Source organism: Xanthomonas sp. A1809 (assembly GCF_017746015.1).
Classification (GTDB): domain Bacteria; phylum Pseudomonadota; class Gammaproteobacteria; order Xanthomonadales; family Xanthomonadaceae; genus Xanthomonas; species Xanthomonas euvesicatoria.
The window spans coordinates 534,137-548,870 of sequence record NZ_JAGHWZ010000003.1 but is presented as its reverse complement, the minus strand read 5'-3'; the positions used below and the strand labels follow the sequence as shown (position 1 = coordinate 548,870).

Here is a 14,734-nt window from a genome sequence, read left to right as displayed (position 1 = left end):
CGCCGCACTGAGTCAATCCAATCAAAAAGCCGGCATGCGTGCATGCCGGCTTTCTTGTTCTTTTAAACCCTGTCTGCAAGACACTTGGGACTCCCCACAGCTGCGGCAACACCGCTGTTGCCGCGGCTTTCTTGCAATCGACTCAGACGTCAAAAAAGTCCACCTTGCCGTCCTGCAAGGTGTAGTACGCACCGACCACGCGCACGTTGCCGGCACGCAATGGTTCGAGCAACGCAGGCTCCGATGCCGCGCGCAAGCGATCGACGGTACGTTTGACGTTGGCCTTGACCGAGTCGGCCAGCAGGTCGGTACCGCCCTTGGCCTTGGCGGTCAGCACCGCCGGAACGATAGGCTCGATCATCGAGCCGATTGCGCCCGGGAAGAACGTGTTGTTCTCCACGACCGACACTGCCGCCGCCACCGCACCGCAGCTTTCGTGGCCCATCACCACCACCAGCGGCACGCCGAGCTGGCTGACCGCATATTCGATCGAGCCGAGCGCGGTGGTGTCGACAGTATTGCCGGCGTTGCGGACGATGAACATTTCGCCCAGGCCGCGGCCGAACAGCAACTCCGGCGGCACGCGCGAATCCGAGCACGACACCAGGATGACGAACGGGGTCTGGCCCAGCGCAAGCTCCAGGCGGCGCTTGCTGTCGGAGATCACTTTCTTGGGGCGGTTTTCGACGAACGCGTTGTTGCCGTCACGCAGAATCTGCAGCGCCTGTTCGGCATTCAGATCGGTTTTCTTGGACGGCGCCGCGCGCGAGGCGAACGGCAGGGATGCGGCAGCGGCCGCGATCGGCGCGCAACAGGCGCACTGAAGCAATTTTCGACGCGATGCGGAATGCGACATGGACGAGCCCCCTACTCTGTGGTTGGTGGCGCGATCGTACTATGTGGCGGACGCGACCAAACGGGCCGGATGGAGCGTCTGCGATCAAAAGACGCAGTCCGCGGGCGCAGGTTCAGGTCCAGTCCGTCAGGCCCTCCCGGCGATAGGTTTCCTGGAACGCTGGGCGCGCCTTCATCCGCATTGCATGCGCCCGCAGCGCAGGCCAGGTATCGGTCGGCCGCGGCATGTTGCGCGACCAGCGCATCAGCATGGTCAGCATGAAGTCGGCCGCCGACACGGTTTTGCCGAGCAGATATGGGCCGTGGGCCTGCAGATGCGCATCGACCTGGGTCCAGGCCGCTTCGAGCTTGCGGCGGGCGTGCATCTGCGCCGCCTCGGTCTGCCCGGCCCCGGCCGGCTCGCTCGGGTAGAACCAGGCGCGGTACGCCGGCTGCAGGGTGTTGGCGCAGAAGAACATCCACTTGTAGTACGCCGCACGCTCCGGCGTGCCGACTGCCGGGGCCAGCCCGGCCTGCGGATGCAGATCGACCAGCTGCAGCACGATGGCGGCGGCTTCCGTGAGCACTTGACCATCGAGCACCAGCGTGGGCACCACGCCGGCGGGGTTGAGCGCCAGATACTGCGGCGATTTGTGCTCGCCGCGTTCGAAATCCAGCGGGTGCAGTGCGTGCGGAATATCCAGTTCGATCAGCAGCCAATGCACCACCAACGCTGCGGTGCTGGGGGAGTGGTACAGCGTGGCGACCATGCGGGCTCCGGGATCCGTAGGGACAGGCGCGCAAGGCGGGCAAAGCCTGCGCGACTCACGGCGATTGTCGTTGTTTTACCGGGCTGTCGAAGACCTGTGTGGTGCAATCACCGCTGCACCGGCGCGCGCACCGACATGAAACGCCCTCCACACGATGCCGCATGCGTGCATCGTCCCTGCAGCTCACCGGCACCGGCCGCACCCGCGCAACGGCGGTGCAGCCGGCTCGATCGCCGCCGTTACTCCACCACCACCGGAATCTTGCCGATCCGCGACTGCCACTGACGCGGGCCGGTCTTGTGCACCGACTCGCCGCTGGAATCCACCGCGACCGTCACCGGCATGTCCTTGACCTCGAATTCGTAGATCGCCTCCATGCCGAGGTCCTCGAACGCCAGCACGCGGGCGGCCTTGATCGCCTTGGACACCAGATACGCCGAACCACCGACCGCCATCAGGTAGACGGCCTTGTTGTCGCGGATCGCCTCGATCGCCGCATCGCCACGCTCGGACTTGCCGACCATGCCGAGCAGGCCGGTCTGCTCCAGCATCTGCCGGGTGAACTTGTCCATGCGCGTGGCGGTGGTCGGGCCAGCCGGGCCGACCACTTCGTCGCGCACCGGATCGACCGGGCCGACGTAGTAGATGAAGCGATTGGTGAAATCCACCGGCAGGGTTTCGCCGCGGTTGAGCATGTCGATCATGCGCTTGTGCGCGGCATCGCGGCCGGTCAGCAGCTTGCCGTTGAGCAGGATCACTTCGCCCGGCTTGAAGCTGGCCACTTCTTCCTTGCTGATGGTGTCAAGATTCACCCGGCGCGCATTGGTCGGGTTGTAGGTGAGTTTGGGCCAGTCTTCCAGCGACGGCGGATCCAGCATCACCGGGCCGCTGCCATCCAGGGTAAAATGCGCGTGGCGGGTGGCCGCGCAGTTGGGGATCAACGCCACCGGCAAGTTGGCGGCGTGGGTCGGATAATCCTTGACCTTGATGTCCAGCACGGTGGTCAGGCCGCCCAGGCCCTGCGCGCCGATGCCCAGCGCGTTGACCTTTTCGTACAGCTCAAGCCGCAGCTCTTCGGCACGGTTGGAGGCGCCGCGCGCCTGCAGGTCGACGATGTCGATCGGTTCCATCAACGCTTCCTTGGCCAGCAGCATCGCCTTTTCGGCGGTGCCACCGATACCGATACCGAGCATGCCCGGCGGGCACCAGCCGGCGCCCATGGTCGGCACGGTCTTGAGCACCCAATCGACGATGGAATCGGACGGATTGAGCATGGCGAACTTGCTCTTGGCCTCCGAACCGCCGCCCTTGGCCGCGACGATCACTTCCACATGGTGGCCGGGCACGATCTTGGTGTTGACCACTGCCGGCGTGTTGTCGCGGGTGTTGGTGCGTTTGCCGGCCGGATCGGCCAGCACGCTGGCGCGCAGCTTGTTGTCGGGATGGTTGTAGGCACGGCGCACGCCTTCGTTGACCATGTCTTCCACACCCATGGTGGCGTCGTCCCAGCGCACGTGCATGCCGATTTCCAGGAACACGGTGACGATGCCGGTGTCCTGGCAGATCGGGCGGTGGCCCTCGGCGCACATGCGCGAATTGATCAGGATCTGCGCAATGGCGTCCTTGGCGGCCGGCGATTCTTCGCGCTCGTAGGCGGCGGACAAATTCTTGATGTAGTCGACCGGGTGGTAGTAGCTGATGTACTGCAGCGCATCGGCGACGGACTGGATGAGGTCTTCCTGCTTGATCGAGGTCACGGCTGGCTCTACGGCTGGCGGGGGTGCAATCCGGGCATTTTAGAGCAAACCGCAGGCGCGTCCGGCGGCGGCGTCTATCGCTACGATTGACCGATGCGGCCTTTGGCCGGTCGTCGTCGGCGCAGCGCTGCGGCCGTGCTGCGGTGATGGCAAGCGACGAATCTGCGGACCGTTGCCGGCGCAACGGCTGGCGGTGAGCCCTGTGCGCCAAGGCAAGCCCGCGCCTGCGCGGGCCCTGCCCTTCCTGCTGCCAGCCAATACCCCGCGCCCACGCCGGGCGCGGCACACTAGTGCGATGTCAGCTTCCCGTTCCGGCGCCACTGCGCCTGCCGCTCCCCGTACCGGCCCTACCCTGCGCGAGCGCCTGGATGCGCTGCGCAATCTGCCGCCATTCCTGCAGCAGATATGGCAGACCAGCCGCTGGCTGAGTGCCAGCAGCATCGGCTTGCGCGTGCTGCGCGCGCTGATGCCGGTGGCGACGCTGTACATCGGCAAATTGATCATCGACGAGGCGATCCACCTGGTCGGCCAGCCGTCGGCATTCGACTCGTTTGCGCAGGCCCTGGGCAGCGGCCGCCTGAACCGGCTACTGGAACTGCTGGCGCTGGAACTGGCGTTGGCGATCGGCTCGGACCTGCTCGGCCGGCTGGTCGGCTATGCCGATGCGCTGCTGTCGGAGTTGTTCAACAACGCTGCCAGCGTGCGTCTGATGGAACATGCCGCGCAGCTGGATCTGGAGGATTTCGAAGACCCGGACCGGCAGGACAAGCTGGATCGCGCGCGACGCCAGACCATGAACCGCATGAACCTGATGAGCCAGCTGTTCGGCCAGGTGCAGGACGCCATTACCGTGATCAGCCTGGCGGTGGGCCTGGTGGTCTATGCACCCTGGTTGATCGTGCTGCTGGCGGTCGCGTTGATTCCGGCCTTCATCGGCGAGGCGCATTTCAATGCGCTCGGCTATTCGCTCAACTTCCAGTGGACGCCGGAACGGCGCCAGCTCGATTACCTGCGCCAGGTCGGCGCCAGCGTGGAGACGGCCAAGGAAGTCAAGATCCTCAACCTGCACCGCTTCCTGATCGCGCGCTACCGCCGGCTGGCCGACAAGTTCTTCCAGGCCAACCGTGCGCTGGCACGCAAGCGCGCAATGTGGGGAGCGCTGCTGGCCGCGCTCGGCACATTGGGCTACTACATGGCCTACGGCTACATCGCCTGGCGCACGGTGCGCGGCGACTTCAGCATCGGCGACCTGACCTTCCTGGCCGGTAGTTTCCTGCGCCTGCGGCAATTGCTGGAAGGCTTGCTGATCGGCTTTTCGCAGGTCGCAGGCCAGGCGCTGTATCTGGACGATCTGTATTCGTTCTTCAACATCGTGCCGGAAATCCGCTCGCGCCCGAACGCACTGCCGGTGCCACGCCCGATCCGCCAGGGCTTCGTGTTCGAAGACGTCGGCTTCCGCTACCCGGACGCGGAACAGTGGACGGTGCGGCACCTGGATTTCGAACTGCGCGCCGGTGAAGTGCTGGCGCTGGTCGGCGAAAACGGCGCCGGCAAGACCACCCTGGTCAAGCTGCTGGCCCGGCTCTACGACCCCGACGAAGGCCGCATCCTGCTCGATGGCCACGACCTGCGCGACTACGACCTGGACGACCTGCGCGCCAACCTCGGCGTGATCTTCCAGGACTTCGTGCGCTATCACCTGAGCGTTGGCGAAAACATCGGCGTGGGCCAGGTGGACGCGATGGACGACACGCCACGCATCCGCGCCGCCGCGCAACGCGCGATGGCCGGCGAGCTGATCGACAGCCTGCCCGACGGTTACAACCAGTTGATCGGGCGGCGTTTCAAGAACAGCGTGGATCTGTCCGGCGGGCAATGGCAGAAGATCGCCATCGCCCGCGCCTACATGCGCGATGCGCAGCTGATGATCCTGGACGAACCCACTGCCGCGCTGGATGCGCGCAGCGAATTCGAGGTGTTCCAGCGCTTCAAGGAGCTGTCGGACAACCGCACCGCCGTGCTGATCTCGCACCGCTTCTCCAGCGTGCGCATGGCCGACCGCATTCTGGTGCTGGCTGCTGGCCGCATCGAGGCCAACGGCACCCACGAAGAGCTGATGGCGCAGGGCGGCCGGTATGCGGAATTGTTCGAATTGCAGGCGGCGGGGTATCGGTGAGGCAGGGATTCGGGATTGGGGATTGGTAAAAGCTGCCGGCTCATCCGCGAGCCCGGCGCGCTCAGGATCCAGGATCTGCTCTTGCGAATTGCGAATCCCCAATCCCGACTCCCGAATCCCCGCACCCAAATGAGAGTTCATCTCATTTGGCCAGCTTGAGGTAGAATTGGCGCGTACTCCTCCCACGACACGACCGGTATGTCTTCCGCTTTTGGCGCCGAAACGGTGCTTGAGGTCCGTCATTGGACCGATGCCTACTTCAGCTTCACCACGACCCGTGATGTCGGCTTCCGTTTCGAAAACGGGCAGTTCGTGATGATCGGGCTGGAAACCGAAACGCGTCCGTTGCTGCGTGCGTATTCGATCGCCAGTGCCAATTGGGAAGAACATCTGGAGTTCTTCAGCATCAAGGTGCCGGACGGCCCGCTGACCTCGCGGCTGCAGCACATCCAGCCCGGCGACAAGGTGCTGGTCGGCAAGAAGCCCACCGGCACGCTGCTGATCAGCGACCTGCACCCCGGGCGCAACCTGTATCTGCTGGGCACCGGTACTGGTCTGGCGCCGTGGCTGTCGATCATCAAGGACCCGGAAACCTACGAGCGTTTCGACAAGGTGATCCTCACCCAGGGCGTGCGGTTCGTGCAGGATCTGGCCTATCGCGATTACTTCGAACGCGAATTGCCGCAGCATGAATTCCTCGGCGACCTGCTGCGCGAGAAATTGCTGTACTACCCGGCGGTCACGCGCGAAGCCTTCGCCAACCAAGGCCGTTTGACCGAGCTGATGGCCGATGGGCGCATGCAGCAGACGCTCGGGTTGCCGACACTGGATCCGGCCAACGACCGCTTCATGATCTGCGGCAGCCCGCAGATGCTGGCCGACCTGCGCACCCTGCTCGATAGCCGCGGTTTCCAGACCTCGCCGCGCATCGGCACGCCGGGGCATTACGTGTTTGAGCGTGCATTCGTCGAAAAGTGATGCGACGCGTGCAAGACCCGCGCGGCGCGGCGTTTCATCTGAAGAACCCGAGATCGTAGGAGCGCACTCGGGCGCGACCAGGCGTTACCGGGAAAGCTTCGTCGCGCCCGGGTGCGCTCCTACGGTTCCACTCCCATGCCCTGCCGGATCATGCGCCCAGCGCGCGCTCGATGTCGGCGGCCAACGCTTCCGGCTTGGTGGTGGGCGCATAACGTTCCAGTACGCGGCCGTCGCGGCCGACCAGGAACTTGGTGAAGTTCCACTTGATCGCTTCGGATCCGAGCACACCGCGTTGTTCGTGCTTGAGCCATTGCCACAGCGGATGCGCTCCGTTGCCGTTGACCTCGATTTTTGCTGCCAGCGGAAAATCCACCGCATAGTCGAGCGAGCAGAACTGGCGGATCTGCGCCGCATCGCCCGGCTCCTGATGGCCGAACTGATCGCACGGAAAGCCGATCACCACCAGCCCACGTTCGCGATAACGCTGCCACAGCGCCTGCAGCCCCGCGTATTGCGGCGTAAACCCGCACTTGGAGGCAACATTGACCACCAGCAGGACGTTGCCGGCGTAATCGCGCATCGACTGGGTGCGACCTTCCAGGTCGGTGAAGGCGAAGGTGGAGATGTCGCTCATGGTTGCCCTGCAGTGTGCGAGACGGGCAGCGTACCGTAGCCGCCTGCACGATGGCCATGCGGCGGGGAAAGATTGCGAAGGGCAGTCGTGCGGCAGATCGCCTGCCGCGCGACACGCCGGGATCGTCAAGCAGACGCCCCGGCAGCTCGCCGAGGTCGCCCGAAGACCGCTAGCGCGTACTGCCACAAAGTGCGACGGGCACACTGTCGGCGGCGGTACAGGCCCAGCTTGCATCGACTCGCGCGATTGCAGGGCGAGCAACGGTTGTGCCCGCCTGATCGCGTCACCTTGGCTTGGCAGCCATGCCTTTTGTCACACGCCTGTCCCGACGGGCTGGGTTAGCCTCGGCGGTTCGCACTTTGGAGCAACTCTCTTGACCACCCGTCTCGCTTTTGCCCTGGCCGCCTCCCTGGGACTTGCCATGCCGTCCTACAGCATCGCCGCCCCCGCTGCCACGCAGGCCGCCACCCAAGCCAATCCCTTTTTTGCCGACAGCACGCTGCCGCTGCATTACCCGCAGTTCGACAAAATTAAGGACAGCGATTTCGCACCTGCCTTCGATGCCGGCATGGCCGAACAGTTGAAGGAAGTGGAAAAAATCGCCAACCAGAAAGCCAAGCCCAGCTTCGACAACACCATCATCGCGCTGGAAAAGAGCGGCGCCACGCTCGACCGCGCCACCACGGTGTTCTTCAATCTGGTGGGCGCAGACACCAACGACGCACGCAAGAAGTTGCAGGCCGACTATTCGGCGAAGTTCGCAGCGCACCGCGATGCGATTTCGCTCAACGGCAAGCTGTTCGCACGCATCCAGACCTTGTACGACCAACGCGCCACGCTGGGGCTGGATGCGCAAGGCGTGCGCCTGGTCGAGAAGTACTACAGCGACTTCGTGCGCGACGGCGCCAAGCTCTCCGACGCCGACAAGACCACGCTCAAGGCCATGAATGCCGAGCTGGCCAACCTGGGCACCACCTTCAGCCAGAACGTGCTGGCCGAAGTGAATGCTGCCGCTGTGGTCGTGGACGACGTCAAGCAGCTGGACGGTTTGTCGCAGGAGCAGATTGCCGCCGCCGCCGAAGCGGCCAAGGCGCGCAAGCTCGATGGCAAGTACGTCATCGCCTTGCTCAACACCACCGGCCAGCCGCCGCTGACCCAGCTGAAGAATCGCGAGCTGCGCAAGAGGATCTACGACGCCTCGGTGTCGCGCGGCAGCCACGGCGGCCAGTACGACAACACCGCGCTGGTGTCGCGCATCATGAAGCTGCGCGCCGACAAGGCCAAGCTGCTAGGCTTCCCCACCTATGCCGCCTACTCGCTGGAAAACCAGACCGCCAAGACGCCCGAAGCGGTCAACGCGATGCTGGGCAAACTGGCGCCGGCCGCGGTGGCCAATGCCAAGCGCGAAGCCGCCGATCTGCAGGCCATGATCGACAAGGAACAAAAGGCCGCGCGCAAGCCGACGTTCAAGCTGGAAGCCTGGGATTGGGCCTACTACAGCGAGAAGGTGCGCCAGGCCAAGTACAACTTCGACGAATCCCAGCTCAAGCCGTACTTCGAACTGAAGAACGTGCTGGAAAACGGCGTGTTCTATGCGGCCAATCAGGAATATGGCCTGACCTTCAAACAGCGCACCGACCTGCCGACCTACCGCGACGACATCACCGTCTACGACGTGTTCGACGCGGACGGCAAGCAGCTGGCGATCTTCATTGCCGACATGTATGCGCGCGAATCCAAGCGCGGTGGCGCATGGATGAACTCCTATGTGTCGCAGTCGGAGCTGACCGGCTTCAAGCCGGTGGTGGCCAATCACCTCAACATTCCCAAGCCGCCGGCCGGCCAGCCGACGCTGCTGACCTGGGATGAGGTGACCACCATGTTCCATGAGTTCGGGCATGCGCTGCACGGCATGTTCTCCGACGTCAAATACCCGTATTTCTCCGGTACCAGCGTACCGCGCGACTTCGTCGAGTTCCCCTCGCAGGTCAACGAAATGTGGGCCGACGAACCATCCATCCTGAAGAACTACGCCAAGCATTACCAGAACGGCACCCCGATGCCGCAGGCATTGCTGGACAAGGTGATTGCCGCATCCAAGTTCAACCAGGGCTTTGCCACCACTGAATACCTGGGTGCGGCGATGCTGGATCAGAACTGGCACCAGGTCAGCGCCAGCCAGGTACCGGACGCCGCCGGCGTGATGGCATTCGAAGCCAAGGCGCTGCAGCAGGACGGCATTGCCTACGCGCCGGTGCCGCCGCGCTACAAGACCCCGTATTTCAGCCACATCATGGGCGGTTACGCGGCAGGCTACTACGCCTACATCTGGTCGGAAGTGCTGGACGCCAACACCCAGCAGTGGTTCAAGCAGCACGGTGGCCTGAGCCGCGCCAATGGCGATCGTTTCCGCAAGACCCTGCTTTCGCGCGGCGGTAGCGTGGATGCGATGGAGCTGTTCCAGAACTTTGCCGGGCATGCGCCGCAGATCGAGCCGCTGCTCGAAAAGCGCGGTCTCAGCGCGCAAGGCGGCGATGGTGCCACTCCGGAATCGCCGCAGTCCAAGCCGTAGATCCGGCTGCACGATCCGCGCGCGGTCATCGGGCCGCGTGCTTGGCAACAGGATCTGCATGTCCCCTGCGGGCATGCCGATCTCGCACACCAGACGCGACATCCAGTTGCTCGCGATGGTATCGGCAAGTGCTTGTTTGAGGACCGATGAGCCGACACGCCGCCCTGAGCGATCAGGGCGGCCTTTTGCTGGCTGCGTTTGCAACGCCTTATCGCACGCGCAACGCGCAACGCGCAGTGCTTAGAGTTCGACCGCGTCCACGCCATCCAGCAGCTTTTTCAGCAGCTTCTCCAGACGCAACTGCTCGGCCTCGCTCATGCTGGCGGTCTCTGCATGCAACAGCGTGCAGGCATCGGGCAACAGGCTTTCGATCAAGGCCGAGCCTGCGGGCTGCAGCGTCAGTACGATCTTGCGCCGATCCTCGGGGCTGCTGGTGCGCGAGATCAGGCCTTTCTCGCACAGTTGATCGGTCAGCCGGGTGATGTTGGCCGGCTTTTCGCTGGCGGCTTCGGCCACCTCGGTCGGAGTGATCGATTGCTCCGGTGTGCCATAGAGCATCATCAAGATCTCGTATTCCGGCGGACTGAGGCCATAAGGCTTGAGTCGCACGCACCCGAGCGTATGCAGGCGCTTGTAGAGATGCTTGATCAGTCTCACCAATATTGCCGGCTCCCGCGGGAACGCCGGATAACGCACGCAGGTGTGGTCCACGCGACTTGCGGTTGGATCGAAACTACTCATATCACCCGTTGAAGTACGTTGCTGAATGGCCGGGCCATTCAATCACATCATGCGCGATGCGACACCTCAGCGCGCGAAGAGATGTACATATTCCGGTGCGACCGAAGGCAATAATGTGGAGGCAGCGACCTCTGCCATCTGCGTGCCATCCGAGTAGGGACCAACCTGATAGGGCGCAAATACAAAGCGCACGGCAGTGATCTGCCCATTTGCATTCAATACCGGTACGAACTGTGCAAAATTCTCCGCCTGCGCGGCGGTGCCTTCGGCAATCATGCGATCGGCCGAAGCCACCTGCTCAGCCTGCTCTTCTATCGGCACGCGATCTTGCTGGACACGCTGGGTCGCTGCTGCATGCAATTGCGCCGCGACCTCCCGGCCGATCTTTTCCCAGCCTGCCGGATCCGGAATCAGCGCTTGTGCGGTCAATTGCTTGCGCTCCTTGACCAACCAGACGAAGCGCGCCACCAGCGGCTCGCCATGCGCACCGCCGGTGTACCTGCTGCCGTCGGCGGAAATCACGATCAGGTCCGGGGTTTGCAACACGGTTTCGAATGCCAACGACAGCTCATACGGCGCCGGCGGCTTGTCGTTGCCCAGGCCGGAGACCGCCTGCATCAGTTCGGCACGCGCATCCTGCGCATAGCCGCGAATGAGCGCAGTGAGTTCCGGATATGCATCCAGCCCGCGCGGATAGCTGATGCCCACCATGTAGGCCGGTGCATGTTCGATCACATCTTCCAGCGGACCGCTCTGTACGACAATCGGCTCTGCAGGCGGCGCCGCCGCGGGCGCCGCATCGGCTGCTGGCGCACTTGGCTCTGCCGTTGTCGGTGCGCGCTGCGTACACCCTGCCAACACGGCCAGCACCAGCAAGCCCTGCACTGCCTTGAATCCAAGCAACCGCCCCATTACCACCCGCTCCCCTGATATGCATCGTGTTACGAAAAGAACCGCTGCTGGTCAGGCCAGCAGATCGTGATACTGCGGATGTCGCCGCAGATATGCATCGGCATAGCTGCACGCCGGAATCACCTTCAAACCGTGCTGCCGTGCGAATGTCAAAGCGTCCTCGACCAATGCCGCGGCAACGCCGTGTCCGCTGATCGCGTCCGGCACCTGCGTGTGCGTGATGGTCATGATCTCACCCTCGCGCCGATAGGCCAGCTCGGCGTGATGTCCATCGGTGTCTATGTTGAAACGCTGCCGGTCCGGATCGTGTTCTGCGTGCACTGTCGACGCCTCTCTCAAGTTCTGCGCCAGCAAGAAGTAAGGCGCAGTGTGACCAGCGCGATGCCGCGCCTGCGTGAAAGTGAATCGATGGTGTGATCGGCTGCGCAGCTTGCGCAACGCGCCCTCAAGTTCGCCCGGGGAGCGCCGATAGCTGACCCGAAGGCAATCGCGGCAACCGGTGTGCGGAAGCAGCGACGTCTTCGCCTTACCTACGAGGGAGCCACCGCATGAACAACGATTCGGCAGGACACAGCGCAGACAGCGACAGCTCGTTGCTGGAGGGCTTGTTCCAGTTCGCTCTCAAGGGCGACACCCACAATCCGGATTTCACGCAGCTCAACGATACGGTGTACGAGCGCCTGCAGCAGGCCTACGGCGTGGCATCCAGCGCCGATCAGGAACGCAACGCAGCCTGAGCTGGCGCATCGCTGCGCAGCGGTCTCATCCGCTGTGCAGTCGTTGATCCCATCCAACACGTCTGTCGCGACCGTGCCATCGCGCGGGTCTGACATGGCTCGGCCGTATCGGGCCGGCTTCTGACCCGCTTCCCGCAACGCTCCGGTCCGTACACGCCGGCAGTCGTCGGGCATCCCATCGCGCCAGCTGGCAACCATGCGCTCGGGCTGCAGAAGGGACACGCTGGCCGCGCACAAAAGTTCAGTTTCTAACCGCGGCAGCGTCCAGCGCGTTGAGCTTGGGCGAGCGTCACCATCGCCGGCCGCGCTCAGCCGAAGCGCGGGTTGGACAGCTGCTCCAGGAACACCTGCCACACGCGCGGTTCCATGATCAGCATGAACATCACGCCGAACGCAGCGCCGGCCAGATGAGCGCTGTGGTTGATGCGATCGCCGCCGCGGCGGTCCATCCACAGGCTGTAGCCCACATAGAACACCGCGTAGAGAATCGCCGGGGCCGGAATGAACAGCACCAGGATGATCGTCCACGGTTGCAGCAGGATGAAGGCAAACAGCACCGCCGACACCGCACCGGATGCGCCCAGGCTGAGGTAATTCGGATTCTTCTGGTTCTTCAGGTAGCTGGGCAGGATCGAGACCACCAGTGCGGCCAGATAGAACAGCGGATAGGTCAGCACGCTGCCGGTGAGCTGGGCCATCACGTTCTCGATCACCCGGCCGAAGAAGAACAGCGTGATCATGTTGAAGATCAGGTGCCCCAGATCGGCGTGGATGAAGCCATAGGTCACCAGGCGATCGTATTGCTTGTGCTTGTCTACCGCCGGCGGCCACAGGATCAGCCGGTCGCTCAACTTGCGATTGTTGAACGCCATCCAAGAGACGATGCCGGTGATGGCGATCAGGATCAGGGTAATCATGCAGACCTCAGGCAGTACGGTAATTGTCGACCATGCGATACCGGCGTGCGTACAAGCCGAAGGCAAGTGCCGCCAGGAACGCGAAGGCCGCGAAGAAGAACATCAAGAAGGCCGCTTCACTGAGCCCAGTATCGGCGATATGCGCAGTCACCGTCGCATTGCGCACCGCCACGTTGGACAGCAGCACCCATAGATTGCCGACGGTGGTAGTGAGATACCAGAAACTCATCACCACGCCCTTCATCGACGGCGGCGCCTGGCTGTAGGCGAACTCGATGCCGGTGGCCGACACCAGCACCTCGCCGAAGGTGAGCAGTGCGTACGGCAGGATCTGCCAGGCGATGTGCATCGGCTCGCCACCGTCCATCACCATCTGGATCGCGCCTACCGCCACCCAGGCCACGCCACTGAAGGCGATGCCGCTGGTCATGCGGCGCAAGGGGGTCGGCTCCCAGCCACCACGGCGCAACAGCGGGTACAGCACCAGGTTGTTGAAGGGGATCAGCAGCATCACCAGCAGCGGATTGAGCGCCTGCATCTGGGAAGCGGTGAACCAGGCTGGCATGGTCATCTCGCGCCCCTGCAGCACCCAGGTCGAGGCCTTCTGGTCGAACAACGAAAAGAACGGCGTCACCAGCGCAAAGATCACCAACACCCGCAACAGCGCACGCACGCCTTCCACCGCAACATCCGGATGGGTGCCACGCGCACGTTCCAGCTGCCACCAAGTCCCGCCGCCGATCCCGGCCAGCAACAGCACCAGCGCAATGCACAGGCACACGACGATGCCCAATTGCTCGACCAGCGCGAAGCCGGCCAGCGCCAGCAACACCGAGACGACCGCCAGCATCAAGCCTGGACGCCCCTGCCCGGGCGCGTGCGTCAATAACGCAGTGCGCACCACCGCACCGAACCCATGCGGGTCCTTCGGCGGCAGCGGCACCAAGACATAGCGCTTGCGCCCCAGCCAGAACACCAGGGTCGCCACGAACATCAGGATCCCTGGAATGCCGAATGCCCAGGCCGGGCCAAGATTCTTCAGCGCCAGCGGAATCAGCAGCGAGGCGAACAGCGAGCCGAAGTTGATGATCCAGTAGAAGGCGTCGAACACCACCTTGGCCAAGTGCTTGTTGGACTGGTCGAACTGGTCGCCCATGAACGAGGCCACCAGCGGCTTGATGCCACCTGCGCCCAGCGCGATCAGGCCCAGACCCACAAAAAACCCGTCGCGGCTGCCTTCAAACAGCGCAAGGCAGGCATGCCCGGCGCAATACACCAGGCTGAACCACAGGATGGTGTTGTACTTGCCGAAAAAGCGGTCGGCCAGCCAACCGCCCAGCAACGGGAAGAAATACACCCCGATCATGAAACTGTGCAGGATGTGCTTGGCCTCGGCTTCGCGCCCTGGCCCGCTAATTTCCTGCAGCAACAGCGAGGTGATCAGGAACTGCACCAGGATGTTGCGCATGCCGTAGAAGCTGAAACGCTCGCAGGCCTCGTTGCCGATGATGAAAGGAATCTGGCGCGGCAGCCGCGCGCCGGCAGAAGCGCCTGGCGAGATGGAGGTGGTCAAAGGCAGTCCGGTCGTGCTGAAAACAGGCCCTATCGTACCGGCGCCCGCCCGCCGGCCGCCATTGCCCGCCCGAACCTGTCGGACGCGGGCGCTCAGCGGACGCAGCTGGCGGACCTCGCCCAGCGTGATCGGT

General features: G+C 63.7%; 13 protein-coding genes and 1 pseudogene. 4 read left to right on the top strand and 10 right to left on the bottom strand.

What is annotated here, in order from left to right:
• Positions 1–142: 142 nt before the first annotated feature.
• The 4 genes and pseudogenes from J7396_RS03485 to J7396_RS03470 all read right to left on the bottom strand — a co-directional run bounded on the left by J7396_RS03485 (position 143) and on the right by J7396_RS03470 (position 3,361).
• Positions 143–781, bottom strand: coding sequence for a carbonic anhydrase (locus J7396_RS03485; protein ID WP_209261010.1), 639 nt, complete (start codon positions 779–781; stop codon positions 143–145).
• A 187-nt stretch (positions 782–968) separates the two neighbouring features.
• A complete protein-coding gene (locus J7396_RS03480) occupies positions 969–1,604 on the bottom strand; it encodes a glutathione S-transferase family protein (protein ID WP_057681600.1) in 636 nt (211 codons plus the stop codon).
• Positions 1,605–1,711: 107 nt separating this feature from the next.
• Positions 1,712–1,806 (bottom strand): annotated as a pseudogene (locus tag J7396_RS03475) (transcriptional regulator).
• Positions 1,807–1,843: 37 nt separating this feature from the next.
• Positions 1,844–3,361 carry a fumarate hydratase gene (locus tag J7396_RS03470; protein ID WP_008571413.1) on the bottom strand — a complete coding sequence of 506 codons (1,518 nt, stop codon included), beginning with the start codon at positions 3,359–3,361 and terminating at the stop codon, positions 1,844–1,846.
• A 295-nt stretch (positions 3,362–3,656) separates the two neighbouring features.
• On the opposite strand from J7396_RS03470, the gene J7396_RS03465 reads away from it, so the two are divergent.
• Both J7396_RS03465 and J7396_RS03460 read left to right on the top strand, forming a co-directional pair.
• On the top strand, positions 3,657–5,537 hold the full coding sequence (locus J7396_RS03465; protein WP_008571412.1) for an ABC transporter ATP-binding protein: 1,881 nt from the start codon (positions 3,657–3,659) through the stop codon (positions 5,535–5,537).
• Positions 5,538–5,735: 198 nt separating this feature from the next.
• The gene (locus J7396_RS03460) at positions 5,736–6,515 is read left to right on the top strand and encodes a ferredoxin--NADP reductase (RefSeq protein WP_209260962.1); all 780 of its coding nucleotides are present in this window, start codon (positions 5,736–5,738) and stop codon (positions 6,513–6,515) included.
• A gap of 148 nt (positions 6,516–6,663) precedes the next feature.
• Here J7396_RS03460 and J7396_RS03455 read toward each other — a convergent pair whose 3' ends face one another.
• Complete coding sequence (locus tag J7396_RS03455; protein WP_008571409.1) at positions 6,664–7,149, bottom strand: glutathione peroxidase; 486 nt, start codon at positions 7,147–7,149, stop codon at positions 6,664–6,666.
• A gap of 373 nt (positions 7,150–7,522) precedes the next feature.
• Here J7396_RS03455 and J7396_RS03450 point away from each other — a divergent pair, with 373 nt between their 5' ends.
• Positions 7,523–9,721 carry a M3 family metallopeptidase gene (locus J7396_RS03450; protein ID WP_209260961.1) on the top strand — a complete coding sequence of 733 codons (2,199 nt, stop codon included), beginning with the start codon at positions 7,523–7,525 and terminating at the stop codon, positions 9,719–9,721.
• A gap of 240 nt (positions 9,722–9,961) precedes the next feature.
• Here J7396_RS03450 and J7396_RS03445 read toward each other — a convergent pair whose 3' ends face one another.
• From J7396_RS03445 to J7396_RS03435, 3 genes are all read right to left on the bottom strand, one after another.
• Positions 9,962–10,462 carry a MarR family transcriptional regulator gene (locus J7396_RS03445; RefSeq protein WP_008571407.1) on the bottom strand — a complete coding sequence of 167 codons (501 nt, stop codon included), beginning with the start codon at positions 10,460–10,462 and terminating at the stop codon, positions 9,962–9,964.
• A gap of 66 nt (positions 10,463–10,528) precedes the next feature.
• A complete protein-coding gene (locus tag J7396_RS03440) occupies positions 10,529–11,374 on the bottom strand; it encodes a hypothetical protein (protein WP_209260960.1) in 846 nt (281 codons plus the stop codon).
• A 51-nt stretch (positions 11,375–11,425) separates the two neighbouring features.
• Entirely contained in the window at positions 11,426–11,695 is a 270-nt protein-coding gene (locus J7396_RS03435; RefSeq protein ID WP_011346920.1) for a GNAT family N-acetyltransferase, read from the bottom strand.
• Between the two features lie 227 nt (positions 11,696–11,922).
• On the opposite strand from J7396_RS03435, the gene J7396_RS03430 reads away from it, so the two are divergent.
• Positions 11,923–12,111, top strand: coding sequence for a hypothetical protein (locus J7396_RS03430; RefSeq protein WP_005911777.1), 189 nt, complete (start codon positions 11,923–11,925; stop codon positions 12,109–12,111).
• Between the two features lie 308 nt (positions 12,112–12,419).
• Here J7396_RS03430 and J7396_RS03425 read toward each other — a convergent pair whose 3' ends face one another.
• The gene (locus J7396_RS03425) at positions 12,420–13,028 is read right to left on the bottom strand and encodes a rhomboid family intramembrane serine protease (RefSeq protein ID WP_003483519.1); all 609 of its coding nucleotides are present in this window, start codon (positions 13,026–13,028) and stop codon (positions 12,420–12,422) included.
• A gap of 7 nt (positions 13,029–13,035) precedes the next feature.
• Complete coding sequence (locus J7396_RS03420) at positions 13,036–14,601, bottom strand: oligopeptide:H+ symporter (RefSeq protein ID WP_033478465.1); 1,566 nt, start codon at positions 14,599–14,601, stop codon at positions 13,036–13,038.
• Positions 14,602–14,734: the final 133 nt, after the last annotated feature.

Coding starts and splice junctions, on each gene's coding strand:
- J7396_RS03425 (WP_003483519.1), bottom strand. CDS start 13,028: ATGATTACCCTGATCCTGATCGCCATCACCGGCATCGTCTCTTGGATG.
- J7396_RS03465 (WP_008571412.1), top strand. CDS start 3,657: ATGTCAGCTTCCCGTTCCGGCGCCACTGCGCCTGCCGCTCCCCGTACC.
- J7396_RS03430 (WP_005911777.1), top strand. CDS start 11,923: ATGAACAACGATTCGGCAGGACACAGCGCAGACAGCGACAGCTCGTTG.
- J7396_RS03480 (WP_057681600.1), bottom strand. CDS start 1,604: ATGGTCGCCACGCTGTACCACTCCCCCAGCACCGCAGCGTTGGTGGTG.
- J7396_RS03440 (WP_209260960.1), bottom strand. CDS start 11,374: ATGGGGCGGTTGCTTGGATTCAAGGCAGTGCAGGGCTTGCTGGTGCTG.
- J7396_RS03455 (WP_008571409.1), bottom strand. CDS start 7,149: ATGAGCGACATCTCCACCTTCGCCTTCACCGACCTGGAAGGTCGCACC.
- J7396_RS03445 (WP_008571407.1), bottom strand. CDS start 10,462: ATGAGTAGTTTCGATCCAACCGCAAGTCGCGTGGACCACACCTGCGTG.
- J7396_RS03460 (WP_209260962.1), top strand. CDS start 5,736: ATGTCTTCCGCTTTTGGCGCCGAAACGGTGCTTGAGGTCCGTCATTGG.